Origin of the sequence: Brevibacterium sp. CFH 10365, from assembly GCF_009299785.1 — a bacterium.
Classification (GTDB): domain Bacteria; phylum Actinomycetota; class Actinomycetes; order Actinomycetales; family Brevibacteriaceae; genus Brevibacterium; species Brevibacterium limosum.
On sequence record NZ_VIGO01000005.1, the window covers coordinates 20511 to 46370 of the forward strand.

Genomic DNA, 25860 nt, shown 5'->3' on the forward strand with positions numbered 1-25860 from the left:
CGCACGATGACAGCCGGGCATCGTCCGTGCGCGGCAGACGTTAGACTGTGCGGGTGCGCATCGTTCTTCTGGCATCAGGATCCGGGACCCTCACGCAGTCCGTCATCGACGCTTTCGCCGACGGGGCCCGCGGAGTCGACATCGTCGCCATCGGAGCCGATTCGGCCACGGCCGGAGTCCTGGCCCGAGCCGAGCAGCATTCGATTCCCTCCTTCGTCGTCCGGCCCAAGGACTTCGCCGACCGTGACGAGTGGAACGCGGCCCTGAAGGACACGGTGGCCGGACTCGCCCCGGACTGGGTGGTCTCCGCCGGGTTCATGCGCATCCTCGGCGCCAGCTTCGTCGAAGCCTTCCCCTCCCGGATCATCAACACCCACCCGGCGCTGCTGCCGTCGTTCCCGGGTGCACACGGAGTCCGCGACGCGCTCGCCCATGGGGTGAAGCTGACCGGCGGAACCATCCATCTCGTCGATACCGGAGTCGACACAGGACCGATCATCACCCAGTACGCGGTGCCCATCGGCGATGACGACACCGAGGAGACCGTGCACGAGAACATCAAAGCCCGTGAACGCGAAGAGCTCGTGCGTCTGCTCGCGCACCTGGCCCACACCGACCTCGTCGTCGACGGTCGGCATGTCCGCGGATATGCCGCCTCGGCGATGACCGCCCACTGACCCCGCCGTGCGAAGAACCGACCGGCGACCGAACCTCAAGGAGGATCTGTGACAGGAACCCGCGCGATCAAGAGAGCGCTGATCAGCGTCTACGACAAGACCGGACTGGAGGAGCTGGCTCGCGGCCTCCACGCAGCCGGAGTCCAGATCGTGTCGACCGGATCCACGGCGGCGAAGATCGCCGAGGCGGGGGCCGCAGTGACGAAGGTCGAAGAGCTCACCGGGTTCCCCGAATGCCTCGAAGGACGGGTCAAGACCCTCCACCCGCGCGTCCACGCCGGCATCCTCGCCGACTCCCGCAAACCCGAGCACCTGGAACAGCTGTCCGAACTCGAGATCGAACCCTTCGACCTCGTCGTCGTCAACCTCTACCCGTTCGCCGACACCGTCGCCAGCGGTGCCGGCTTCGACGACTGCATCGAGCAGATCGACATCGGCGGGCCCTCGATGGTGCGCGCGGCGGCGAAGAACCACCCCACGGTCACCGTCGTGACCGATCCGACCGACTACTCGGCCGTGCTCGACTCCGCTGCCGGAGACGGCTTCGACCTCGAGGCCCGACGCTCCTTCGCAGCAAGAGCCTTCGCCCACACCGCGGCCTACGACTCGGCTGTCGCGTCCTGGTTCGCCGCAGAACTCGCCACCGAAGAGAAGGCCGCATTCGCCGGACTCACCGGTGAGAAGATCGCCGACCTGCGCTACGGAGAGAACCCGCACCAGGCCGCCGCCGTGTACTCCGACGGCACTGCCGGAATCGCCGGTGCAGAGCTGCTCGGCGGCAAGGCGATGTCGTACAACAACTACACGGACACCGATGCTGCGATCCGCGCAGCCTTCGACTTCGACCAGCCGGCCGTGGCCATCATCAAGCACGCGAACCCGTGCGGAATCGCCGTCGGTGAGACCGCAGCCGCAGCGCACAAGACCGCCCACGAATGCGATCCGCTGTCGGCCTACGGCGGTGTCATCGCCACGAACCGTGAGGTCGACGCCGAGCTGGCCGCTTCGATCAAGCCGATCTTCACAGAGTGCCTGGCTGCTCCGTCCTTCAGCGCCGAGGCCCTCGAGATCCTCACGACGAAGAAGAACCTGCGTCTGCTCGAACTCGGCGACATCGATGTGCCCACCGTCGAGATCAAGCCGATCAGCGGTGGCTTCCTCGTCCAGGACCGCGACGCCTTCCAGGCCGAGGGAGACTCCCCGGAGAACTGGACCCTGGCCGCAGGATCGGCAGCAACCCCGGAGGTCCTCGCCGACCTCGAATTCGCGTGGAAGGCCGGGCGGGCCGTGAAATCCAACGCGATCCTGCTCGCCAAGGGCGGCGCCTCGGTGGGGGTGGGCATGGGCCAGGTCAACCGCGTCGACTCGGCCAAACTCGCCGTCGAACGGGCCGGTGCCGAGCGCGCCGCGGGTGCGGTCGCCTCGTCGGACGCCTTCTTCCCCTTCCCCGACGGTCTGCAGATCCTCATCGACGCCGGGGTCACCGCCGTGGTGCAGCCGGGCGGATCGATCCGCGACGATGAGGTCATCGCGGCCGCGGAGGAGGCCGGCATCACGATGTACCTGACCGGGAGCCGCCATTTCTTCCACTGAGATGAAACGACCCCACCCCCGCCATGCACGGCGGGGGAGAGGGCCGATCGCCAAGCGATGGATCTACTGGAAACGCCGGTACGCCCATCCCACCCGGCGTGACTGGGTGCTGCTCGGCTGTCTCCTGGGAGTCGCCGCCGCCGCGGCATGCTCGGTTGTCGACTTCCGCCTCGGCGCTGTCGTCCTGGCGATCGTGCCCGCCGGTCTCTCCGGGTTCCGCGCGATGCCCCCGCCGTGGACCGAAGTGTGGACGAACCGGTCGAAGGCCGTCGACATCACCACCTGTCTGCTGTTCGCCGGACTGCTTGTCGGATTGGCCTTCCTCGTGCCCCTGAGCAGGTGACGGGTCGACCTCGGAAAAACGCAGTATGTGCATTTGCTGAGAAATGGGACCGACAGGTGTCGTCACGTCGGGAACAATGGCAAGGTGAGTGGCGTCAAGAGGTTCGCTGAGAACCTTTTCCGATGAAAGGAGACAGCATGGGACTGGACGATCTGACAAACAAAGCCAAGGACGCCATGAATAGCGACAAGGGTGAAGAGATCAGCGACCAGGGCCTGGACAAGGCTGCTGACGCCGCCAACAACGCCACCGGCGGCAAGTTCGAAGACCAGATCGACAAGGGTCGCGACGGAGCCGATGGCAAGATCGGCAACGACTGACTTTCACTCCATAGCCGCGTCCGGCATGGAAAAGGCGCCGAGGAGAACTCAGATTCTCCTCGGCGCCTTCTTGTCTGCCGCAGCGGTGGAGCAGCACGGCTGAACCGTGCATCCGCCGCCGCGGTCGACTCAGCCGAGCTTCTCGATCGGGGCGTAGCGCAGCAGCAGTCGCTTCGACCCGGCCGAACCGAAATCGACGACCGCCACGGTCTTGTCGCCGACGCCGTTGACCTCGGTGACGGTACCGAGCCCGAAGGACTCGTGCGAGACCTTTTCGCCGACCTCGACGGAGATGACCTCGCGGTTGGGGCGGATTCGGTTGGGGAATCCGGCTACCGGGGCCGATGAACTCGCACTCGAGCGGGATCCGCTGCCGGACGAGCGCGACGACCCGAAGCCGCGTGAGCCTCCGGAGTATCCGGAGGAATAGCCGCTGGAGCCGTACCCGCCGGACCCGAACCCTCCCGAGCCGAAGCCGCCGGAGAATCCTCCGGAGAAGCTGCCTGTGTTCTCCCAGCTGATGAGGTTCTCCGGGATCTCGGACAGGAACCGGCTCGGCGGATTGTACTGAGGCTGACCCCACATGCTGCGGGTCTCCGCGCGGGTGACGAGCAGCCGCTGCCGGGCACGCGTGAGCCCGACATACGCCAGACGTCGCTCCTCCGACAGCTCCTGCGGATTCTCGAACGACCGCGAATGCGGGAACCCGCCGTCTTCGAGTCCGGTGAGGAAGACCACCGGGAACTCCAGGCCCTTGGCCGTGTGCAGAGTCATCAGCGTGACCTGGCCGAGTTCGGCATCGGGAATCTGATCCGTGTCCGAGGCCAGAGCCACCTGTTCGAGGAACTGGTCGATCGCCGCGGGCCCGACACCCGGAGCGGCGGAGGCGTCAGCGGAACCGGTGTCATCGGCGTCGGGAGCGGCCGCCTCGGCGGCGGTTTCGCTCCCTGCCTCGGTCGCCGTTTCGGCGACGGTCACCTCGGTGTCGATTCCTGTGTTGGTGTCAGCATCATCTGGTGTGCCTGGTTCCGCAACCGCGGCAGCCTCGCGCGTGGCGACGAAGTCCTCGGCCACGGCGACGAGCTCGGCGAGGTTGTCGACGCGGGACTCGTCCTGCGGATCGGTGCTCTTCTGCAGCGATTCGAGGTACCCGGACTGTTCGAGGATCGCCTCGATGACGCGGGAGAGAGGAGAGGACTCGGCGGTCGAGCGCAGATCCTGCATGAGGTCAAAGAACTTCTTCACCGAGGTCAGGGCGCGCGAACTCAGGTGCGGGATCTCGTCGAGGCGGCCCAGAGCGGTGAAGAAGCTGATGTTCTCCCGCTCGGCGAAGTCGGCGATGAGGCCTTCGGTGCGGTCGCCGATGGAGCGTTTGGGCACGTTGAGGATGCGGCGCAGGTTGACGTCGTCATCGGGGTTCGAGACGACGCGCAGGTAGGCGAGGGCGTCCTTGATCTCCTTGCGTTCGTAGAAGCGGGTGCCGCCGACGACCTTGTACGGGATTCCGGAGCGGACCAGCGCATCTTCGATGGCACGCGACTGCGCGTTCGTGCGGTAGAACACTGCGAAATCACCGTAGGTGTACTTCTCTTCGTCGATGAGGTCGTCGATGCGGTCGACGATGAACCGGGCTTCGCCCTGCTCGTTCTCGGCCACCCAGCCGACGATCTGCTCGCCCGTTCCCTCCGAGGTCCACAGCTTCTTCTCCCGACGGTCGTCGTTGTTCGCGATCACGGCATTGGCCGCGTCGAGGATGTTCTGCGTCGAGCGGTAGTTCTGCTCCAGCAGAATGGTGTCCGCATTCGGGAAGTCCTTCTCGAACTCGACGATATTGCGGACAGTGGCACCGCGGAAGGCATAGATCGACTGGTCGGCGTCGCCGACGACGGTGAGTTCGGCTCCCGTGGGACCTCCGGCGCCATCACCGGCCAAGGCCTTGATCAGAGCGTACTGTGCCGGGTTCGTGTCCTGGTACTCGTCGACGAGGATGTGGCGGAACCGGCGACGGTAGGAATCGGCCACCTCGGGGAAGGCGCCGAAGAGATGGACGGTCTCTGCGATGAGGTCGTCGAAGTCGAAGGCATTGGCCAGGCGCAGGCGAGAGGTGTAGCGCTTGAAGACGTCGGCGAGCACCTCGTCGGCGGGGTTGTTGGGGCGCGGGATGAAGTCATCGGGGGTCTGCAGCTCGTTCTTGAGGTTCGAGATCCGGTGCAGGATGGCCCGCGGTGCGTATTTCTTCGTGTCGAGGCCGAGCTCCTTGAGGATCTGAGCGACGAGTCGCTGAGCATCCTGGGCGTCGTAGATGGTGAAGTTCGACTTCATGCCCAGCACCTTCGCCTCGCGGCGGAGGATGCGCACACACGAGGAGTGGAAGGTCGAGACCCACATGGCGCGGGAAGCGGGGCCGACGATCGAGGACACGCGTTCGGCCATCTCCTTCGCGGCCTTGTTCGTGAATGTGATCGCCAGGACTTCGCCGGGGTGGGCGCGACCGGTGGCCAGCGCATAGGCGATGCGTCGAGTGAGCACGGTCGTCTTGCCCGATCCGGCTCCGGCGACGATGAGCAGCGGGGACCCGGTGTGGATCACGGCCTCGCGCTGCCTGGGGTTGAGTCCGGTGAGGAGTTCGGCCGCTCGGGAGTCGGCGCCGGCGGCATGGTCGGTGTGTTCAGCTGCAGCAGTCATGTCGCCCCCCACGATACCGTCAGCCCCGGACACGACACGATCGGTCCCTCCCCACGCGTCCCACACCCCTCAGAACTACCTGACGGCGGCCCAGCAACCTCGCACGAGGTTGCTGGGCCGTCAGGTAGCAAATGGGGGTTATCAGTGGACGAAGACGGCCACGATCACGTTGATGACTGCGAAGATGACGACCAGGTGCGCCATGGTCGCCGACGGATTCTTCACCGCCACGGCACCGCCCTCGGCGGGGGCAGACGCTGCGAAGGCCTTCTGCTTCCTGTTGCCGATGAAGGCGAAGACCGTGACGAGGATCGCCACGACCAGCTTGATCCCGATCTTCATATGATTGACGGTGCCATCGCCCATCTCGGCCAGGCCCATGAGCAGCAGGCCGGTGAGCAGCTGCAGATAAGCGCCATGCAGCATTCCCGGCATCACTCTGGGGGAGCGGATGACGGTGAAATAGCCACCGACGATGATCGCCATGCCCAGCAGATGCAGGGTCAGAAGAATCTCGCGTAGAATTTCCATACAGTTAATCGTAGTGGCATGATGGTGTCTCGTGAGCGCGGGCCCCTCTACTGGTGCACGCTGTTCCGCCCTGGTGTAATGGCAGCACGCCGGCCTTTGGAGCCGTGCAGTATAGGTTCGAATCCTATGGGCGGAGCTGGCCCAACCCGACATGCGAAGGATTCAACTATGTCGCAGACTCATCCGACCGCCGTCATCGTACTGGCAGCGGGCCAAGGCACTCGAATGAAGTCGGCTCTTCCCAAGGTGATGCATCCCATCGGCGGACGCTCCCTGCTCCATCACTCCGTCGCCGCTGCGGCCGGAACCTCTCCCGAACACCTCATCGTCGTCGTCCGCCACGAGCGCGATCAGCTCGTCGCCCACCTCGACTCCCTCCCCGTGTCCTCCCAGCGGACCCTGCTCATCGCCGACCAGGATGACCTCCCCGGCACCGGACGCGCCACCGAATGTGCGCTGACCCAGCTGCCCGAGGACCTCAGCGGAACCGTCGTCGTCACCTACGGCGATGTGCCGCTGCTGACGACCGAGACGATCACCGGGCTCGTCGAGATCCACGAATCCGACGCCAACGCCGTGACCGTCCTGTCCGCCGAGGTGGACGACCCCAACGGGTACGGCCGCATCGTCCGCGACGCGAACGGCGCCCTGCTGAGCATCGTCGAACAGAAGGACGCGAGCGAGACCGAGCGGGCCATCCGCGAGATCAACTCCGGGATCTACGCCTTCGACGCCTCCGCGCTGCGGCAGGGTCTGGCGTCTCTGACCACCGACAACGCCCAAGGTGAGAAGTATCTCACCGACGTCATCGGAGCGTCCCGCGAGGCCGGGCTGTCCGTTGCCGCCACCGCCACCGACGACCTGTGGCAGGTCGAAGGAGCGAACGATCGCGTGCAGCTGGCCAACCTCGGCAAGGAACTCAACCGGCGCCAGTGCGAGAAGTTCATGCGCGCCGGAGTCTCCATCATCGACCCCGACACCACGTGGATCGACGTCGACGTCTCCATCGCCGCCGATGCGACGATCCTGCCGGGCACCCAGCTGCTGGGCGCCACCGACATCGGAGCCGGTGCCATCGTCGGCCCCGACACCACGCTCAAGGACACCGAGGTGGGAGAGGGCGCACAGGTTGTGCGCACCCACGGTGAGCTCGCCGTCGTCGGTCCGAAGGCCGATGTCGGACCGTTCGCCTATCTGCGTCCGGGCACCAAGCTCGGCGAGTCCGGAAAGATCGGCACCTTCGTGGAGACGAAGAAAGCCGATATCGGCAAGGGTGCGAAGGTGCCCCACCTCTCCTACGTCGGCGATGCGGAGATCGGGGAGGGTTCGAACATCGGAGCCGCCTCGGTGTTCGTCAACTACGACGGCGTCAACAAGCACCGCACCGTCATCGGCAAGCATGCACGCATGGGCTCGGACAATATGTATGTCGCCCCTGTCACCGTGGGCGACGGCGCCTATTCGGGTGCAAGCACGACGGTGCGCAAGGATGTCCCTGCAGGAGCGCTGGCCATCTCCGTGGCCCCGCAGCGCAACCTGGAGGGCTGGGTCCAGACAAACCGTCCGGGCACGCCTGCAGCGCAGGCCGCCGAGAACGCGTCCGAAGGGGAACGGATTAGTGAATGAGATAACGACGACGGGCGATAAGAAGCTCGTCCTGGTCAGCGGTCGGGCAAACCCCGAACTCGCCGAACAAGTCGCGGAGAACCTGGGGACCGAACTCCTCCCCACCGACATCTACAACTTCGCGAACGGTGAGATCTACGTCCGCTATTCAGAGTCGGTCCGCGGCAGCGACGTCTTCGTACTCCAGTCCCACTGTGCTCCCATCAACGAATGGCTGATGGAGCAGCTGATCATGGTCGACGCGCTCAAGCGCGCATCGGCCAAGCGGATCACCGTCATCGCTCCGTTCTTCCCGTACGCACGGCAGGACAAGAAGCACCGCGGCCGTGAGCCCATCTCCGCTCGCCTCGTCGCCGACCTGTACAAGACCGCCGGTGCCGACCGCATCATCACCGTCGATCTGCACACCGCGCAGATCCAGGGGTATTTCGACGGCCCTGTCGACCACCTCATCGCCATGCCGATCCTCGCCGGATACGTCAAGGAGAACTATCCCGGCGATCTCGCCGTGGTCTCTCCCGACGCAGGGCGCATCAAGGTCGCCGAGAACTGGTCGAACTCACTGGGCGGAGTGCCGCTGGCCTTCATCCACAAGACCCGCGACATCACCCGACCGAACGAGACGAAGGCCAACCGCGTCGTCGGTGAGGTCGAGGGCCGCACCTGCGTGCTCGTCGACGACATGATCGACACCGGCGGCACCATCGTCCAGGCCGCCGAGGCCTGCATGGCGGCCGGCGCCAAGGGCGTCATCGTCGTGTCCACCCACGCCGTGTTCTCCGGCCCGGCCGTCGAACGCCTGTCGAACTCCGTGGCCGAAGAGGTCATCGTCACCAACACCCTGCCGCTGAGCGACGACAAGAAGTTCGACAAGCTCACCGTGCTCTCGATCGCCCCGCTCATCGCCCGTGCCGTGCACGAGGTCTTCGAGGACGGATCGGTCACGAGCCTCTTCGAGGTCTGAGTCCACGAGGTCCGAGACCACGACCGTCCGCACGAAGGTGCGGCCGCTGACACCGACGGAGCCCCGAGTCGATCATCGTCTCGGGGCTCCGCCGCGTTCGGACCAGGTGATTCGGGCAGGCCGGAGTCGGCGGCCCGGTCGGTCCCATGCGCGGAACCCCATCGTCGTCGCTGCTGGGAGGTCCTACACTGGAGACAACGCCTAAGCGAAGGGATCAGGGACGATGTCCTCACACGATTACAACCGGTACCGCGTGGACGTTCCCGGAGGGCAGCTGTCCGTGGGAGTGTGGGAGCCGGTGGCGACCGGCCCCGGGCGTGTGCCCACCGTGGGCGTCATCCACGGCATCACCTCCAACCACCTGTTCTTCGCGGGCCTCGTCTCCGCCCTGCCCGGCGTCCGCGTCATCGGCCCCGACCTGCGCGGGCGGGCCGACTCCCGCACCCTGCCCGGCCCGTACGGAATGGCCGCCCACGCCCAGGACGTCCTCGCCGCCGTCGACACCTTCGCCCCGGACGGACCCGTCACCCTGGTCGGGCATTCCATGGGCGGGTTCGTCGCCGTGACCCTGGCCGGGATGTCGGCTGAGCAGAACACCGATGCCGGCGCCGAGGCGGCCCGCCGTTTCCGCGGTCCCGTCCTCATCGACGGGGGGCTTCCCCTGCCCGTGGGACAGCCCCATGGCGACGGTCCCGTCGATGACCTCAACGATGAGGATCTCGACACCGACGACCTCATCGCCGCCGTCCTCGGCCCGGCAGCCGAGCGGCTGTCGATGAGCTTCGGCAGCGTCGAGGAGTACCTGGCGTACTTCGCCGCTCACCCCGCCTTCGTCGACGGGCTCGACACCGTGGCCACCGAGAGCTTCGTCTATGACCTGGCGGCCAAGGACGACCATTCGTTCCAGCCGTCGACCTCGGTGGAGGCGATGCAGGCCGATTCGGCGGACATGTACACCGGGTCGGCCTACCGTGAGGCGCTGGAGACGATCATGGGCAGCGACGACTCCCAGGCCGAGGTGGTCTTCCTCTTCGCCGGACGCGACCTCGTCGCCGCCGAACCTGGCCTCTACCCGCCCGAGCTGACCGCCGACTTCGCCCGGCGATGGCCGCGGATGGGCATGGTCGATGTGCAGGGGACCAATCACTACGACATCCTCCTCACCGAGACCGGGATCGATGCCTGCGCCGCAGCCGTGACCTCTCGAATTGGTGCCGAAACGGACGGTGCCGTAGAATAGCCGGGTTGCCTCGGCGAGGGAGACTGATGTCTCCGTGATCGACGCGGTCCTGTCCCACGAACTCAAGCCCACAGGGTTCGAGGTTCGCGTGGGTTCTCAGGCTGTTTCGCCGTGGTGCTCGAAGGTAAGTTCACCACGAAGGAGAGAAAATGGCTGACTTCAAACTTCTGGCCGAAGCTCGCAATGAGTTCGGCAAGGGCGCAGCGCGCCGCATCCGCCGCGCGGGTCGCATCCCCGCTGTCATCTACGGTCACGGCGGAGACCCCGTTCACGTGTCGCTCGAGGGCCACGCCACCATGCTGGCTCTCAAGCACGCGAACGCGCTGCTCGAGATCGAAAGCACCGACGGATCGAAGAACGTCCTCGCCATTGCGCGTGACGTCCAGATCGAGCCCGTGCGTCGTGACATCGAGCACCTCGACCTCATCATCGTCAAGCGCGGAGAGAAGATCGAGGTCGACGTGCCCATCCACGTCGTCGGAGAAGCCGCTCCCGGCACCATGGTCTCGCAGGAGGAGTCGACCATCGCCGTCATGGCCGATGCGACGAAGCTGCCCGAGCTCATCGAGGTCACCATCGAAGGCCGTCCCGCCGGCGAGCACGTGCTGGCCGGTCAGGTCGAGCTGCCGGCAGGCGTCGAGCTCGTCGCCGACGAAGAGCAGCTCATCGTCAACGTCTCCGAAGAGGCCGAGATGGACACCGAGTCCGATGCCGAGGAAGAGACCGCTGAAGAGTCGACCGAGGCAGAGGCTGCTGCGGAGTCCGGTGAGGAAGAGGCCTCCGAAGAGGAGTGATCTTCTCTCCTCACTGCACCGAGATGCCGTGAGGAGCACTTGCTGACTACGCTGTTCGGTGGGTCGCCTGTCGGGCGGCCCACCGAATTCGTCTCACGGGAGAGAACCCCGGCTCACGTGTCTCGCGCGAGCGAAGGCAGCAGCATCACCGCCCGGTCGGCGGACATGGACACGACGGACAAGGACGGCAATGTCGAACGAAGCATGGTTGGTCTTCGGACTGGGCAACCCCGGACCCAAATACGAAACGACCCGGCACAACATCGGACAGATGGTCGTCAGCGAACTCGCCTCCCGCATCGGGACCACTCTGACGCGCACGAAGCTGCGCTCGAACGTCGGCACCGGGCGTCTGTCCGCCGGCCGCGTTCCGGGACTGCCCGGTCCGCGGGTGGTGCTGGCCACCTCGACGGGGTATATGAACGAATCCGGCGGGCCGGTGCGCGCACTGGCCGACTTCTACGGAATCACCACCGACCGCATCATCGCCGTCCATGACGATGTGGACCTGCCCTTCGACTCGATCAGAGCCAAGCTCGGCGGAGGAGAGGGCGGACACAACGGCCTGCGCTCGATGACCGCGGTGCTGGGGACGAAGAGCTATCTGCGGGTGCGTGCGGGAGTCGGACGCCCACCGGGACGACAGGACACCGCCGACCATGTGCTGCGTCCCTTCTCGAAGGACGAACGGACGACCCTGCCGATCTTCATCTCCGACCTCGCCGACGCCGTCGAAGAGCTCATCATCAACGGGCTCACCGACATGCAGCAGAAGTTCCACTCCCGCTGATCAGGGCTCAGGCCGTCTTCTGCTTCTCCGAGCGCCGGTGCAGCCACCATGCGGCGACGATGCCGCCGGCGAAACCGAACAGGTGGCCCTGCCAGGAGATGTCGTTGGTCTGCGGCAGCATGCCGAAGATCATCGATGCACCGTAGGTGACGAAGATGAACAGGCCGATGGCGAAGTAGACGATCTTGCGCAGCACATCGTCGGTGAACCAGGTGCGCACTGCGAGGTAGCCGAAGAAGCCGAAGACGATGCCGGAGGCACCGACGATGTGCTGGCCGGGCAGAGTGGTCAGCCATGCGCCGAGCCCGGAGCTCAGGGCCGTGATGCCCGTGACCATCCAGAAGCGCCGTCGGCCCTCGAAAGCGATGACGATGCCGAGGACGAGGAACGGGAAGGTATTGGCCAGGAGATGGCCGAATCCCGAATGCAGCAACGGCGAGGTGACCAGGCCGTAGAGCGACAGCGGGTTCCACGACTGCAGACTGAACATGTCGAGGTCGAGGGGGAGGATCGCATCGACGATCTCGACGACCCACATGACCGCCAGCACAATCAGCACCGGAGTGAACCGGGAGAGCAGGTGCGATCGGTCGACGGTGGTGTTGAGGTGTGCGACCGGGGGATTCGCCGAACGGCCGGAACGGGGAGATCCGGAGTCGGAGGAGTCGGAGCCGAAGAGGAGGCGGGATTCCTCGGCGGAGAAACGTGGGGAGTGGTCGGTCATGTCCCAATTGTGGGCGATGAAGATTGGAGAACCCCGAATATCCGGGCCCTCCGACCAATCGTGATCGTTCCGTTAGGCCCGTTATCGCCCTGAGATAATACTGAGTGAGTCCGTGCTCCCGCTCGAGGTCCGCCCCGCGGCGTGCCTCACCGGGAGCGAAGCCGAGCTATTCGCTTCGTGGGTGCACTCGAGTCGAACCGAGGGATCCGCCGTCGGCGTCGAGAGCTTCGGCGATGATCGTCGAGCCGTTCGGGGTGATGTCTGCCGCGGTCTCGAACCCGGTGCGCTCGACCTCGGTGTTCTCGACCAGATGATCCTCGTCGTCTCCGCTGAGCACCCTCCACGAGGCCACTTCGGTGGCGCCATTCCAGCTCATGTGCACGCGAGTGAGGTCCGCCTGGGGCTGCGACTGCGTCGCGGTCGGGGGAGCGGTCGGCTGAGCATGCCAGTCGAAGCGGTAGGCCCGGTAGTTCGATCCGCCGGTGAAGGTGAGGTCGGAGAGCAGCTTCCCGTCCTTGGTGAACTCCGAGACATAGGGTTCCGAACCCCAGCCGAGGACGACATTGCCGTTGGGCAGCTCCTGGAAGTTCCCCTGACTGCCCGAGGAGCGGTCGTCGGGAGCGGGATACTCCGTGACCACCTCGGCGCGCTGCTTCTCCTCATCGACGTCGAGACGCAGACCGCGGGTATCGCCGAGACGGGGAGCGGCGTGGTTGTCGAACAGGGTCAGCGTTCCATCGGAACGACGCTGAGCATCGTGCTGCCAGGCGAACTGGGCGCCGTCGCCCATCTCGAAGTCCGAGGCCCTGCCGCCGAGGACCCAGTTGAGATCGGCGCTCTTGCGATCGAGCTGGTAGACCGCATGGGTATTGCGTGCCGAGACGAGCAGAGCCTTGCCATCATCGTCCTCGGACACGGAGTTGAGGTGGATATAGTCGAAGGGTTCGTCCTTCGTGCCCTCACCGTCCTTGAGCTCCGCCTCGGACTGGTCGACGGGCACGGCGTCGAGGGTGCGCCACTCGAACAGCGGATCACCGGATTCGATGTCGACCTCCTGGACGATTCCCTCCCAGACCCAGCCGTCCTCGTCTCCGCCGACCGAGCTCAGGTCCGTCTGGGTCTTCACATAGGAGATGAGGAACATGGTGTCATCGGCAGTGATGGTCGTTTCGTGGAGGTCGGAGGTGTCCTTGGGAAGTTCCCCGCCCATGCCCACTCGCGCGATCTCCTGATACGAGGTGTCGAGGATGACGACCTCACCGGCGGTGTGCGGCGTTTCGGCCAGACCCTCCCACCATGTGAGCACCGGCTGTCCCTGATATTCCTGGACGCGCAGATCCCACAGGGCACCGGTGTTCTCCCGAATCCACAGCGGGTCACCGGCGGAGTCGAGGATGAGACCGCCGACCCAGGACTTGTCATCGGTCTGGGTCTGTCCCTTCGGAGCCAGGAACGTCTCCAGATCGCCGTTGTCGTCGGGGAAGGATCCGGAGTCGATATCGACCTTCGGCGGGGCGAGCTCGGGGCGGGAGTGGAAGTCCCACCGTTCGGCGACGGCGATGTCATCATCGGCATCGGCCGTGCACCCTGTGAGCAGGAGCGCCGCTGCGGCCAATCCTGCAAGGACAGTTCTCTTCATGACCATATGCTCATCCTCACATGTTTTCGGCCCACGCGCGCGGTATCGGTGCCTGCAGGGGCACCGGATGGGCCATGTCAGCTGTGTGGCCTAGACTGTTCGGGTGCTCAACGGACTTGATCTCACCCGCCGGAATCCCACCATCACCGAACTCGTCGCGGCCTTCAACGACCCGAACACCGACGGCGGCACGATCGATGCGATCAAGGGACTGTGGCCATCGATTCTGCGTCGAACCGTCACGACCGGCGGGGCGGCCTCGGCGCCGCAGCTCATCGTCACCGCCACGACACGTGAGGCCGAAGACCTTGCTCAGGCGCTGGCCGACTGGGTGCCGTCGGCGTCGATCGCGATCTTCCCCAGTTGGGAGACCCTGCCGCACGAGAAGCTGTCGCCGCGTTCGGACACCGTCGGCCAGCGTCTCGAGGTGCTGCGCCGTCTGACCCATCCCACCCCCGGTCGGGAGCTGACCTTCGTCATCGCGCCCGTGCGCGCATTCCTCCAGCCTCTGGCCAAGGGTCTCGGCGACATCGAACCGGTCCAGCTGGCCGTCGGCGACGAGTCCGAGATCGACGACGTGGCCGAACGGCTCACCGAACTCGCATACTCCCGTGTCGACATGGTCTCCAGACGCGGCGAATTCGCGGTCCGCGGCGGAATCGTCGATATCTTCCCGGCCACCTCGGAGCGGGCGCTGCGCGTCGAGTTCTTCGGCGACGAAGTCGATGAGATCCGCGAATTCTCCGTCAGCGATCAGCGTTCCATTCCCGCCGCAGACGGCGATGAACCGCTGGAACTGTCGGCACCGCCGTGCCGGGAGCTGCTCCTGACCGATTCGGTGCGGAAGCGGGCGGCAGAACTCGCCGAGGAGGTGCCCAGCGCCGCCGATATGCTCGACAAGATCGCCGGCGGAGTCGCCGTCGAAGGCATGGAATCCCTCTCCGCCGTCCTCGCCGACGGAATGGAGCCGATCATCGCTCTGCTGCCGCCCGCGTCGAAGATCATCATCACCGAACCCGAACGCGTCGACGCCCGCGCGGCGGACCTCGTGGAGACGACGAACGAATTCCTCGAGGCCGCCTGGACCGGTGCAGCCGGTGGGGGAGAGACCCCGATCGACCTGTCGGCCGCGAGCTTCCGCACCGTGGCCGAAATGGAGGAGGGCGCTCGCCTCATCGGTCTGGCGTGGTGGGAGATCGGTGGATTCGCAACCGATGAGGAGCTCGCCGGTCCCGAAGAGAACATCTTCTCTGTGCCCGCCCGCATCCCGAAGGGCTATGCCGGAGACGTCGAAGCGATCCTCGCCGACGTCAAGGGACTCATCCACGACAAGTGGCGCATCCTCGTGCTCACCGAAGGTCAGGGGCCGGGCCGGCGCATGGTCGAGGTGTTCTCCGAAGCAGGAGTGCCCGCCTCCTTCGTCGATGACCCGACCGATCTGACCGAAGCGCTGGTGACAGTGACGACGGCCGCCTCCTTCGGCGGATTCGTCTTCGACGATCTCAAGCTCGCCGTGCTCACCGAGGCCGATGTGCTCGGTCGGGCGGCGGCCACCTCGACGCGGGATATGCGCAAGCTGCCCACCCGACGCCGACGCAACCAGGTCGACCCGCTCAACCTGGCGCCCGGCGACTATGTCGTCCACGACCAGCACGGTGTCGGACGATTCGTCGAAATGACGCAGCGGACCACGGGCAGGGGAGCGAACAAGCACACCCGCGAATACCTCATCATCGAATACGCGCCGGCCAAACGCGGACAGCCCGGCGACCGCCTCTACGTCCCCAGCGATGCGCTCGACCAGGTCACCCGCTATGTCGGCGGGGAGAGCCCGAACCTCAACAAGATGGGCGGCGCCGACTGGCAGACGACGAAGGCGAAGGCCCGCAAGGCCGTCAAGGAGATTGCCGGGGAACTCATCCGCCTCTATTCGGCACGGCAAGCCACCGTCGGCCATGCCTTCGGACCGGACACACCCTGGCAGCGCGAACTCGAGGACGCCTTCCACTATGTGGAGACCGCCGATCAGCTGACCACCATCGACGAGGTCAAATCGGACATGGAGAAGACGGTTCCGATGGACCGTCTGATCTGCGGCGATGTGGGCTATGGGAAGACCGAGATCGCGGTTCGCGCCGCGTTCAAGGCGATCCAGGAAGGCAAACAGGTCGCCGTTCTCGTGCCGACGACGCTGCTCGTCCAGCAGCACTACGAGACCTTCGCCGAACGCTACTCGGGATTCCCCGTCACCATCGGCGCCCTCTCCCGGTTCCAGACCAAACAGGAATCGGAGAAGGTCAAAGAGGATCTGGCCGACGGCAAACTCGACCTCGTCATCGGCACCCACCGGCTGCTCAGCGGCGAAGTGCGGTTCAAGGAACTCGGGCTGGTCATCATCGACGAGGAGCAGCGCTTCGGCGTCGAACACAAGGAGACGCTCAAGGCGCTGCGCACCAACGTCGACGTCCTCGCCATGTCGGCGACCCCGATCCCGCGCACCTTGGAGATGGCCGTGACCGGCATCCGTGAGATGTCGACCCTGGCCACGCCGCCGGAAGAGCGGCACCCGGTGCTGACCTATGTGGGCAAACGCGAAGACAAGCAGATCAAGGCCGCGATCCGCCGCGAACTCATGCGCGAGGGCCAGGTCTTCTACATCCACAACCGGGTCCGCGATATCGAAGCCGTCGCCGGCCACATCGCCGAAATGGTGCCCGAGGCCCGGATCGCCATCGCCCACGGCAAGATGAACGAGACCCGACTCGAGCAGGTCATCGTCGACTTCTGGGAGAAGAAATACGACGTGCTCGTGTGCACGACGATCGTCGAAACCGGAATCGACATCGCCAACGCGAACACCCTCATCATCGACAACGCCGACCGCTACGGACTCTCCCAGCTCCACCAGCTGCGCGGACGTGTGGGACGAGGACGCGAACGCGCCTACGCCTACTTCCTCTACCCGCCGGACACACAGCTGACCGAGACCGCACATGACCGTCTGACGACCCTGGCCGCGCACACCGAACTGGGTGCCGGAATGCAGGTGGCGATGAAGGACCTCGAGATCCGCGGAGCCGGCAATCTGCTCGGCGGTCAGCAGTCCGGGCATATCGAAGGCGTCGGCTTCGACCTCTACGTCCGCCTCGTCGGTGAGGCCGTGGCGAAGTTCCGCGGTGAGGAGACCGAACCCGAGGCGGACATGCGCATCGAACTGCCCGTCGACGCCCACCTGCCGGCCGACTACGTCGACCACGAACGGCTGCGTCTCGAGGCCTACCGAAAGCTTGCGGCGGCGGCCGACGAAGCGCAGCTGCAGGAAGTCCTCGACGAACTCACCGACCGCTACGGCCCCTATCCGGAACCCGTCGGCGTCCTCGCCGACGTGGCCAGGCTGCGCATTCGCGCCCGGGCCTCCGGGGTCAACGACATCGTCATGCAGGGCAACTTCATCCGCTTCGGACCCGTCGAACTCTCCGACTCCCAGGTGGTCAGGCTCAAACGCCTGTACCCGAAGTCGCTGCTCAAACCGGCGCTGCGCTCGGTCCTCGTTCCCAAACCGATGGCCGGCAGCGGATTCGACTCCAAGGAGATGACCGATTCGGACATCCTGCGGTGGGCACACCAGTTCCTCGACGCCATCCTGCCCGTCATCGGGTCCGAAGTCACGGAGGACAGCGAGGCCGGAGTTGCGAAGAACGGTTGAGAACTCCCCGACTGTTCATCGCTGACCGGCCCACGGGCCAGGGCAGTGGCGTAGAGTGCGAAGCGCGGAGGCATCCGCAGCAAGTGCACATCACTCAGCTATCTGCTAAGGAGAATCCCCATGGGCGTTGACGACAAGTTCGAGAACAAGGCCGAGGACCTCAGCGGTCGGGCCAAGGAGACCATCGGCGATGCGACCGATGACGACAAGCTCAAGGCCGAAGGCGCCACCGACCAGCTCAAGGCCAAGGCCAAGGATGTCGGCGAGTCGGTCAAGGACCTCGGCTCATCGGTCAAGGACAAATTCTCGAAGTGACCGACGAATCGGCCCTCACCGTTTCTGCGGTGGGGGTCTTTCGTGCCGGCAGGAGGATATTTCGTGGGTGAACGTGACGAGCAGAGTGCGGTCGAACGGGGAGCAGACCAGGTCGAAACTGGAGCGGAGCACGCCGAAACTGGAGCGGAGCAGGTCGAACCTCGGCTGCAACCGGTGATCGACGCCATGGCGACCCTGCGGCGACGCTGTCCCTGGTCGAGCCGACAGGACCACCGGAGCCTCGAGAAGTACGCTCGGGAAGAGACCGACGAACTCATCGTCGCTCTCGAAGACTTCACCACGACACCCACCGCAGATCACCGGGCGGCCGTCGTTGAAGAACTCGGCGATGTGTTCTACCAAGTGCTCTTCCACTCCGCGCTGCTCGATGAGAGCAGCGGGCACGCCTACGGTCACAGCCTCGGCGCCATCGTCGACGGTCTGGAGGCCAAGCTCATCCGCCGCCACCCCCTGGCTTTCACCGACGATTCCGGGGACGAGAAGGCGTCGCTGGAAGACGTCGAACGCGAATACCACCGGATCAAAGCAGAGGAGAAGACCACGGTGCGGGGAGAGGACAGCGCAGAATGAGTCTGGAGCGGCTCGAGATCGACGGCACCTTCAACTTCCGAGACATCGGAGGACCCGCCACCGAGGCGGGGGATCGTCTCGTGCGATCCGGAAAGGTGTTCCGCGCCGACGGGCTGGCCCAGCTGAGCGATCGGGCGCGCGCCGACATCGGCGAACTCGGCATCGGCACGGTCATCGATCTGCGCGATATCGGCGAACGGGCGAAGCTGCCCGATGCGCTCGAGGGCCTCGCCGTCCGTCACATCGAGCTGCCTGTCTTCGACGACCATTTCTTCCCCAGCCGACCGATGAGCCGCAAAGAGATGAAGGCCGCCGCCGAGGCGACCGGAATGGACCTCAGCGACCGGAGCCTCAACCGCATCTACGAACTCATGATCACTCACTTCGGCCACCGGCTGGCCGCCGCCGTCGACTTGATCGCCGAACACTGCACCGACGGTGTGGTCTTCCACTGCTCGGCCGGAAAAGACCGCACCGGTGTGATCGGAGCCTTCCTGCTCGACCTCCTCGGTGTGGGTCGGCAGGAGATCGTCGACGAATACGCGATCACCTCCACCCACCTGTCTGGGGGATTCCTCGAAGCGATCACCCGGAACTTCTCCGATGCCGGGATCTCCGGCAACCTCGCCGAGACCGCCACAGCCGCTCCTCCCGGACTCATGCACGAGATCCTCGACCGGATCGACGCCGAGCACGGGACCGCCTCGGCGAAGGACGGAGAACAGCCCGGGGGAGTGGAAGCCTATCTGCTCGCGCACGGGATGGACCCGGCAACGCCCGAGCGACTGCGCGAATGCCTGCTCGAGTCCGCCTCGGACAGAGGGTGAGCCTGGCCCCGCGGTGCATTAAGCTGTCGTGCAGGCACATGTTCCCCATGTGAAACCAAACGCTAAGGAGTACTCAGTGGCCGAGATCGTTGCCGCAAACGCCCGTGAAATCCTGGATTCCCGGGGAAATCCCACCGTCGAGGTGGAAGTGCTGTTGGCCGATGAATCCGTCGGTCGTGCCGGTGTTCCCTCCGGCGCCTCCACCGGTGAGTTCGAAGCCGTGGAGCTGCGCGACGGAGATCCGGAGCGCTACTTGGGCAAGGGTGTCACCCAGGCCGTCGACGCCGTCGTCGACGAGATCCACGAAGTCATCGTCGGGCTCGAAAGCGACGATCAGCGTCTCGTCGACCAGGCGCTCATCGAACTCGACGGCACCGACAACAAGTCCCGCCTCGGCGCGAACGCGATGCTCGGCACCTCTCTGGCCGTGGCCCGCGCGGCAGCGGTCTCGGCAGATCTGCCCCTCTACCGCTACCTCGGCGGACCGAACGCCCACGTCATGCCCGTGCCGATGATGAATATCCTCAACGGCGGCTCCCATGCCGACTCGAACGTCGACATCCAGGAATTCATGATCGCCCCGATCGGCGCCGCCAGCTTCCACGAAGCACTGCAGTGGAGCGTCGAGGTCTACCACGCGCTCAAGGGAGTGCTCAAGGAACGCGGACTGTCGACAGGACTCGGCGATGAGGGCGGATTCGCTCCGAACCTCGACTCGAACGCCGCCGCACTCGACCTCATCATCGAGGCCATCGACATCGCCGGGCACCGCCCCGGACGCGATATCGCCGTGGCCCTCGACGTGGCCTCCTCGGAGTTCTACACCGACGGAGCCTACGAGTTCGAAGGCGGCAAGAAGACGGCCGAGGAGATGGCCGCCTACTACGAAGAGCTGCTGGCGAAGTACCCGCTCGTGTCGATCGAGGACCCCCTCGACGAGAACGACTGGGACGGCTGGGCGACCCTGACCGAGACGATCGGTTCGAAGGTCCAGCTCGTCGGCGACGACCTGTTCGTGACCAACCCCGAGCGTCTGCAGCGCGGAATCGACAACGCCACCGCGAACTCTCTGCTGGTCAAGGTCAACCAGATCGGCACCCTGACCGAGACCCTCGACGCTGTGTCGCTGGCACAGACCAACGGCTACACCACGATGATCTCGCACCGTTCGGGTGAGACCGAGGACACGACCATCGCCGACCTGGCCGTGGCCACCAACGCCGGTCAGATCAAGGCCGGAGCCCCGGCACGCTCCGAACGCGTCGCGAAGTACAACCAGCTGCTGCGCATCGAAGAGCAGCTCGGCGACGCCGCGCGCTACGCCGGACGCAGCGCCTTCCCGCGCTTCGAAGCCTGAGGCACGCCGGACAGCGGGACCGGTTGCTTCATCAGGGTTGCTTCAATCCGGAGGCACCCGGACTGACCGCAGGCCGGCAGCCACCGAACTCCACGAGGCGGGGCCGGACGATCATCATCGATCGCCCGGCCCCGCCTCGGCGACTCTCGGATTGTTGTCGTCACCATCTGTCACCAGTCGTCTCAATTCGGCCCATGAGCGGCGGACCCGCGCGTTCCCCGCATGTGACACCGATGCACCACTCTGACGAGCCGCTATCGGTGAGGGATGGCTGAGCAACTGTAGGAACTGCCAGCAACGAGGCGGGATGAAACTTCGAATATCGCGCCATTCGCGACGGTGTGCTCGACGCAACGAGAGTGTGTGACAGCAACCGTGTGGGATGCAGTGTGCGCCAGCGGTTCGGGTGCGGCTGCGGTGCCAGAGGCGGAGGCGGTGCCGGAGGCGGCTATCGTGACGGACGCGCCAACGGTGAAAATGCTCGCAGCGAGGTCAGGCGGTGGCGTTCTGCGTGCGGCGGATGGCGCGGAGGATGTCATAGAACTTCGCCTCCTGGAACAGTTCCTTCCAGCTGATCCGAATCACCCGCCAGCCCTGGTCGCGCAGCCACTGCTCGCGGCGGCGTTCCTCTTCGAGCTCTTGGCGGGGGACACCTGAGCCGAGATAGAGCTTGCCGATGCCGTCGATCTCGATGATGAGTCGAGCCTGGCGGTGACAGAAGTCGACGCGGATCTCGCGGTTCACGCTGTCGGCACGGAACGTGACCTGCGGTTCCAATCCCGTGATCCCATGTTCGTAGAATCGCACAGCGGCGACCGCCTCGGCGGGGGATTCGCGACGGGAATCAGCGAGATCGATGGCCAACCTCACTTTCGCGGCGTTGCGTTTTTCCAGGCATTGGGCGAGGGTCGCGAGGATCTTCTCTCTGGTCGTCAGCTGTCGGTGCAGTGCATCGTCGATCATAGGCACCGAGACGTCGAGGTTGTAGCTGCGGGCGACGTCGATGAGTGTGCGCTCGAGCGTGGTCACTTCGGCGCCGTTGATCGTTGCGCGATGTTCTTTCGGGATGAGATTGCCGCGGACGTGGATGCTTTTGAACTTGCGATTTGTGCCTGGTCGCACGACCTCGACCTGGTGCGTGACAGGGTGGGAGATGGGCAGATTGTGGATGAGAGCCGCAGAGATGTGCGAGAAGACCTCCGGCGGTGGATTCGTCTTCGCCTCGTCGGTTCTCTGATCGGCACGTCGGGCGAAATGAGCCATCACCGAGGCGTTGAGGTTGTTGATCTCGTCGCGGATGTCTCCGTGTTCGATGAAGACTTGGTGGATCTGCTCGTCGATGCTCGCCCACAGCGGGCGATGGAAGTCCTGCTCGCAGACACGCCGGACGAGATATGTGCCACGCGACAGCCGACGCAGACAGCATTGGCGGGCGCGTCTGATGTCGCCATGATTGAATCCGAGTCGAATGATGTCATCAGTGCTCAAGAGTTTGTACATGCATATAAAATGCAGTAAACGCACATTAAAGGCAATAGAGCACGGTCAAGTTGTGGATAAGCCTGTGGAAAGAAGTCGCTTCGAGCGTGGATTGGGGCGTGAATCGGGAGCAGATGTCGAGGCTTCCGGGGCATCGGTCACTGGTCGCGGCAAAACGCCCTGCAGGAGCGGGGTGGATTGTCGCAATAGGTGAGAGATGCGTCAGCAGATGTAGGAGAAACGGCTGCGTGGAGTAAACGGCCGTACGGGTGAGTGATGCCCTGCGGAAGGTCGGGCGAGGGGAGCAGACGTGACGGAGCAGACCTGAGATTCGAACACGCCACGGGCTCGAAATCCTCGCGCCGAGAATGCGAACACGGCACACTTGGAGATGTTGCGACACTCTTCCCCGATCCCCAGTCGCAGAGGAAAGAAGCATGGTCCCGAGCAAGCCCAGAAGAAGCGCCCCGAAATCGGCTCCTGGCAAGGCCGCCCCTCGTCGACGCCCGAAGCCGGTCATCGAAGCCGACGCCGATCTGGACGCCGAGGCGCGGGGACGTCGTATGTCCTGGCGCACGGGCCTGTTCCTTCTCGTCATCGCCATCGTCCTCTTCGCATTCCTCTCGCCCTTGAACTCCGCGCTCAAGCAGGCCCAGCAGATCGCGGCCCTCAATGATGAGATCGAGACGACGAAAGCCGAGGTCAACAGCCTCGAAGAGAAGAACGAGAACCTCAAAGACCCCGACTACATCAAGCGCAAGGCCCGCGAGGACCAGTACTACGTGGAAAAGGGCAAGAACGCGGTCATCGTCACGAACCAAGAGGCCGTGGACGAAGAATCCGAGTCCGAACGGCCGGTTCGCAAGCAGGCCTGGTACCTTGAGTTGCTGGAGTCCATTCAGGAAACCGGGAACACCGTGGAGAAGAGCTGATGATCACAGAGTGCACCGAGGCGGATTTCGCTGTCCTCCGAGACCAACTCGGACGCGTTCCCCGAGGCGTCGTCGGCATCGCCGCCCGCAGCACCTCCGGTGAACCCCTCGTCGTGGCCACGGCTCCGCGCCTCGAGGACGGTACGCCGTTCCCGACGACCTTCTACCTCACCCACCCCGCCTACGTGGCCGAATGCTCACGACTGGAAGCATCGGGGATCATGGCCGAATGGACCGCTGAGCTCAGCGAGGACAAAGAGCTCGCCGCCGCCTATGCCTCCGCGCACAGGGCCTACCTCGACGTCCGCTCGGAGATCGGCTCTGCAGGGGGCCTTGGCGAAGTCGAAGAGATCAAGGACTACTCCGCCGGCGGAATGCCGACCCGGGTCAAATGTCTGCACGCCCTCGTCGGCCATTCGCTGTCCGCCGGGCCCGGCGTCAACCCGATCGGTGACCGTGCGCTGTCGTTCATGAACGATGTGCCGCCCCTCGCCGAAGCCGCCGTCACCACCGAACCGACCGACTAGGACCTGCCATGCGAGTTGCTGCCTTCGACTGCGGGACGAACTCCCTGCGCCTGCTCATCGCCGATGTCGCCGCCGACGGCACCCTGACGGATCTGCGCCGCGAAACCCGGATCGTCCGCCTCGGCCAAGGCGTCGACGCCACCGGCGAGTTCGCCCCCGAAGCACTGGAGCGCACCTTCGCCGTGACGAAGGAATTCGCCGAGGTGGCCGCGGAGTACCAGCCGGAGAGACTGCGATTCGTCGCGACCTCGGCCAGCCGTGACGTGAAGAACCGCGATGAGTTCTTCGCTGGGATCTTCTCGATCCTCGGCGTCGTCCCCGACGTCATCGCCGGTGAGGAAGAGGCCCGACTGTCCTTCCTCGGCGCCACCGCCGATCTTGGTGCCGCAGACGGTCCGTTCGTCGTCATGGACCTCGGCGGCGGATCGACCGAACTCGTCCTCGGGCAGGACGAGGTCGACGCGGCAGTGAGCATGGACATCGGTTCGGTGCGCCTGACCGAACGGCACATGCCGGTCGAAACTCCCAGCGAGGACCAGATCCAGGCAGCGATCGCCGATATCGACGCTCAGCTCGACCAGGCTGCCCAGATCGTCGACTTCTCCGCCCCGCAGACGTTCATCGGAGTCGCCGGAACCGTCACCACCATCACCGCGGGCATCCTCGGGCTCGAGAGCTATCAGAGAGAACGCATCCACGGAGCACATATCAGCGTCGCCGATGTCGAAGCCGAATCCCGCAGACTCCTGGCCATGGACCGTCAGGCACGCACGGACCTGCCGTATATGCATCCGGGGCGCGTCGACGTCATCGGAGCCGGATCCCTCCTCTTCGCCCGGATCGCCGCCCGCTTCGACCACGCTGTGGCCGCCGCCGGAGGGACGCTCGACATTCGGATCTCCGAAACCGACATCCTCGATGGAACCGCGCTCGACCTTGCGCTGACGAGCTCGTGAGAGCCGCCGCCAGACTCCTCGCTGTCACGACCGTCGTCCTCGGCCTGGTCGTCGGCACCACACAACCGGTCATGGCCGCTCCGAAGGCCGGGCCAGGCCAGTGGTTCATCAAGGACTACGGAATCGACAAGGTCTGGAAGAAGTCCACCGGCAAGGGTGTCAAGGTCGCTGTCATCGACTCAGGGGTCAACACCGACCATGAAGACCTCAAGGGCGTGGTGAAGAAGTCCAAGGACTTCAGCGGACTGGGCAAGGACGGAAAGACCCCGATCGGCGGGAAGACCACGATCCACCATGGAACCGCCGTAGCCGGAGTCATCGCCGGGCGAGGAGTCGGCGCAGGCCCGACCGGAGTCGCCCCGGACGCAGAGATCCTATCGGCGTCGATGTGGCTCGGCCCCGACCGTCCGAAGGAATCCGGATCGACTCGCGAACAGGCCGACGAAGCCATCCGGTGGGCCGTCGACTCCGGCGCCGAGGTCATCAACATGTCCTTGGGCTGGGACGATCCGGGCTGGCCGGAGAGCTGGGACGAATCCTTCGCCTATGCCTACGAGAAGGACGTCCTCGTCGTCGCCTGCGTCGGCAATGCCTCACAGGGGGCGACCCAGGCGTGGTCGCCGTCGACGGTGCCCGGCGTCATCGGAGTGGGCGGACTCGACAAGAACGGCAAGGTCCTCAACGACTCCACCGCACCCGGCACCGCCGTCGACCTCATGGGCCCGGCCAAGGACATCCCCATTCCGTACTACAGCGGCGGCTACGCCGAAGGCCAGGGGTGCTCCTTCGCCTCACCGGTCGTCTCCGGTGTCGCAGCACTCATCCGCGCCGAGAATCCGAAGCTCAGCGCCGATGAGGTCCGAGCCAAGCTGCAGTCGAGCGCCGAGCCGGTGGACGGCCACAAGGGCGTGAGCAAGAAGGACGAACCCGACCCGATCGTCGGTTGGGGTCGCGTCGACCCGCAGGCCGCCGTCAAGGCGAAGATGCCCAAGGACGTGTCCTCCGCCGAGGATGAGCTGGCGGATTGGGTGAAGATGCATCGCCGCGGGGATGCGAAGGCCAAAGAGACCGAAACGGCCGCCCCGGATGAGACCGAGAGTCCGAAGGCTCTCGCGCCGACTGATATCGCCGCCACGCAGTCGAGACCGATCCTCGGCTTCTCCCTCCTCGGCACCGGTGCCCTGATCGCTCTCATTCTCGTGATCACCTCGATCGTCTTCTTCGCCCGTCGTCGCCGCTGAATC

General features: G+C 65.2%; 23 protein-coding genes and 1 tRNA gene. 19 read left to right on the plus strand and 5 right to left on the minus strand.

Annotation, left to right across the window (positions count from 1 at the left end; all coding sequences use genetic code 11):
- Positions 1-53 precede the first annotated feature (53 nt).
- The 4 genes from purN (at position 54) to FHG09_RS10955 (ending at position 2933) form a co-directional block, all read left to right on the plus strand.
- Positions 54-677 (plus strand): phosphoribosylglycinamide formyltransferase, encoded by a 624-nt coding sequence (gene purN / locus FHG09_RS10940; protein WP_152347713.1) that lies wholly within the window; start codon positions 54-56, stop codon positions 675-677.
- 48 nt (positions 678-725) lie between these two features.
- Positions 726-2270 (plus strand): bifunctional phosphoribosylaminoimidazolecarboxamide formyltransferase/IMP cyclohydrolase, encoded by a 1545-nt coding sequence (gene purH / locus FHG09_RS10945; RefSeq protein WP_152347714.1) that lies wholly within the window; start codon positions 726-728, stop codon positions 2268-2270.
- Between the two features lies 1 nt (position 2271).
- A complete protein-coding gene (locus tag FHG09_RS10950; protein WP_152347715.1) occupies positions 2272-2613 on the plus strand; it encodes a hypothetical protein in 342 nt (113 codons plus the stop codon).
- 137 nt (positions 2614-2750) lie between these two features.
- Positions 2751-2933 carry an Rv0909 family putative TA system antitoxin gene (locus FHG09_RS10955; RefSeq protein WP_152347716.1) on the plus strand — a complete coding sequence of 61 codons (183 nt, stop codon included), beginning with the start codon at positions 2751-2753 and terminating at the stop codon, positions 2931-2933.
- A gap of 129 nt (positions 2934-3062) precedes the next feature.
- On the opposite strand, the gene FHG09_RS10960 is transcribed toward FHG09_RS10955, so the two are convergent.
- Together FHG09_RS10960 and FHG09_RS10965 are read right to left on the minus strand one after the other, a co-directional pair.
- A complete protein-coding gene (locus tag FHG09_RS10960; RefSeq protein ID WP_152347717.1) occupies positions 3063-5618 on the minus strand; it encodes a UvrD-helicase domain-containing protein in 2556 nt (851 codons plus the stop codon).
- A 141-nt stretch (positions 5619-5759) separates the two neighbouring features.
- Positions 5760-6149: a hypothetical protein gene (locus tag FHG09_RS10965; protein WP_152347718.1), complete on the minus strand. Its 390-nt coding sequence runs from the start codon at positions 6147-6149 to the stop codon at positions 5760-5762.
- Between the two features lie 64 nt (positions 6150-6213).
- On the opposite strand from FHG09_RS10965, the gene FHG09_RS10970 reads away from it, so the two are divergent.
- The 6 genes from FHG09_RS10970 to pth all read left to right on the plus strand — a co-directional run bounded on the left by FHG09_RS10970 (position 6214) and on the right by pth (position 11563).
- Positions 6214-6285 (plus strand) — tRNA-Gln (locus FHG09_RS10970).
- Between the two features lie 32 nt (positions 6286-6317).
- Positions 6318-7775 carry a bifunctional UDP-N-acetylglucosamine diphosphorylase/glucosamine-1-phosphate N-acetyltransferase GlmU gene (glmU, locus tag FHG09_RS10975; RefSeq protein ID WP_152347719.1) on the plus strand — a complete coding sequence of 486 codons (1458 nt, stop codon included), beginning with the start codon at positions 6318-6320 and terminating at the stop codon, positions 7773-7775.
- Complete coding sequence (locus FHG09_RS10980) at positions 7768-8739, plus strand: ribose-phosphate diphosphokinase (protein ID WP_152347720.1); 972 nt, start codon at positions 7768-7770, stop codon at positions 8737-8739. Before glmU ends, FHG09_RS10980 begins: the two co-directional genes overlap by 8 nt.
- Before the next feature lie 223 nt (positions 8740-8962).
- Complete coding sequence (locus FHG09_RS10985; RefSeq protein WP_152347721.1) at positions 8963-9979, plus strand: alpha/beta hydrolase; 1017 nt, start codon at positions 8963-8965, stop codon at positions 9977-9979.
- A 149-nt stretch (positions 9980-10128) separates the two neighbouring features.
- Positions 10129-10773, plus strand: a complete 645-nt coding sequence (locus FHG09_RS10990) for a 50S ribosomal protein L25/general stress protein Ctc (protein WP_152347722.1) — start codon at positions 10129-10131, stop codon at positions 10771-10773.
- A 190-nt stretch (positions 10774-10963) separates the two neighbouring features.
- On the plus strand, positions 10964-11563 hold the full coding sequence (gene pth / locus FHG09_RS10995; RefSeq protein ID WP_152347723.1) for an aminoacyl-tRNA hydrolase: 600 nt from the start codon (positions 10964-10966) through the stop codon (positions 11561-11563).
- Between the two features lie 7 nt (positions 11564-11570).
- On the opposite strand, the gene FHG09_RS11000 is transcribed toward pth, so the two are convergent.
- Complete coding sequence (locus FHG09_RS11000; RefSeq protein WP_152347724.1) at positions 11571-12287, minus strand: rhomboid family intramembrane serine protease; 717 nt, start codon at positions 12285-12287, stop codon at positions 11571-11573.
- Positions 12288-12453: 166 nt separating this feature from the next.
- Positions 12454-13926, minus strand: coding sequence for an arylsulfotransferase family protein (locus FHG09_RS11005; RefSeq protein WP_193627363.1), 1473 nt, complete (start codon positions 13924-13926; stop codon positions 12454-12456).
- A gap of 103 nt (positions 13927-14029) precedes the next feature.
- Between FHG09_RS11005 and mfd the strand changes: the two genes are divergently transcribed.
- From mfd to eno, 5 genes are all read left to right on the plus strand, one after another.
- Positions 14030-17632 (plus strand): transcription-repair coupling factor, encoded by a 3603-nt coding sequence (mfd, locus tag FHG09_RS11010; protein ID WP_152347726.1) that lies wholly within the window; start codon positions 14030-14032, stop codon positions 17630-17632.
- Between the two features lie 120 nt (positions 17633-17752).
- On the plus strand, positions 17753-17947 hold the full coding sequence (locus tag FHG09_RS11015; RefSeq protein ID WP_152347727.1) for a CsbD family protein: 195 nt from the start codon (positions 17753-17755) through the stop codon (positions 17945-17947).
- 63 nt (positions 17948-18010) lie between these two features.
- Positions 18011-18538: a MazG nucleotide pyrophosphohydrolase domain-containing protein gene (locus FHG09_RS11020; protein WP_227492705.1), complete on the plus strand. Its 528-nt coding sequence runs from the start codon at positions 18011-18013 to the stop codon at positions 18536-18538.
- The gene (locus FHG09_RS11025) at positions 18535-19365 is read left to right on the plus strand and encodes a tyrosine-protein phosphatase (RefSeq protein WP_152347728.1); all 831 of its coding nucleotides are present in this window, start codon (positions 18535-18537) and stop codon (positions 19363-19365) included. The genes FHG09_RS11020 and FHG09_RS11025 overlap by 4 nt, the downstream gene beginning before the upstream one ends.
- Positions 19366-19441: 76 nt before the next feature.
- Positions 19442-20722 (plus strand): phosphopyruvate hydratase, encoded by a 1281-nt coding sequence (eno, locus tag FHG09_RS11030; RefSeq protein WP_152347729.1) that lies wholly within the window; start codon positions 19442-19444, stop codon positions 20720-20722.
- Positions 20723-21214: 492 nt separating this feature from the next.
- Here eno and FHG09_RS11035 read toward each other — a convergent pair whose 3' ends face one another.
- A complete protein-coding gene (locus FHG09_RS11035; protein ID WP_152347730.1) occupies positions 21215-22222 on the minus strand; it encodes a DUF559 domain-containing protein in 1008 nt (335 codons plus the stop codon).
- A gap of 416 nt (positions 22223-22638) precedes the next feature.
- Between FHG09_RS11035 and FHG09_RS11040 the strand changes: the two genes are divergently transcribed.
- The 4 genes from FHG09_RS11040 to FHG09_RS11055 are packed head-to-tail and all read left to right on the plus strand — an operon-like array spanning position 22639 to position 25857.
- Positions 22639-23133, plus strand: a complete 495-nt coding sequence (locus tag FHG09_RS11040) for an FtsB family cell division protein (protein WP_152347731.1) — start codon at positions 22639-22641, stop codon at positions 23131-23133.
- Positions 23133-23660 (plus strand): DUF501 domain-containing protein, encoded by a 528-nt coding sequence (locus FHG09_RS11045; RefSeq protein ID WP_152347732.1) that lies wholly within the window; start codon positions 23133-23135, stop codon positions 23658-23660. The genes FHG09_RS11040 and FHG09_RS11045 overlap by 1 nt, the downstream gene beginning before the upstream one ends.
- Before the next feature lie 8 nt (positions 23661-23668).
- On the plus strand, positions 23669-24616 hold the full coding sequence (locus tag FHG09_RS11050; protein ID WP_152347733.1) for a Ppx/GppA phosphatase family protein: 948 nt from the start codon (positions 23669-23671) through the stop codon (positions 24614-24616).
- A complete protein-coding gene (locus FHG09_RS11055) occupies positions 24613-25857 on the plus strand; it encodes a S8 family peptidase (RefSeq protein ID WP_227492706.1) in 1245 nt (414 codons plus the stop codon). The genes FHG09_RS11050 and FHG09_RS11055 overlap by 4 nt, the downstream gene beginning before the upstream one ends.
- Positions 25858-25860 lie beyond the last annotated feature (3 nt).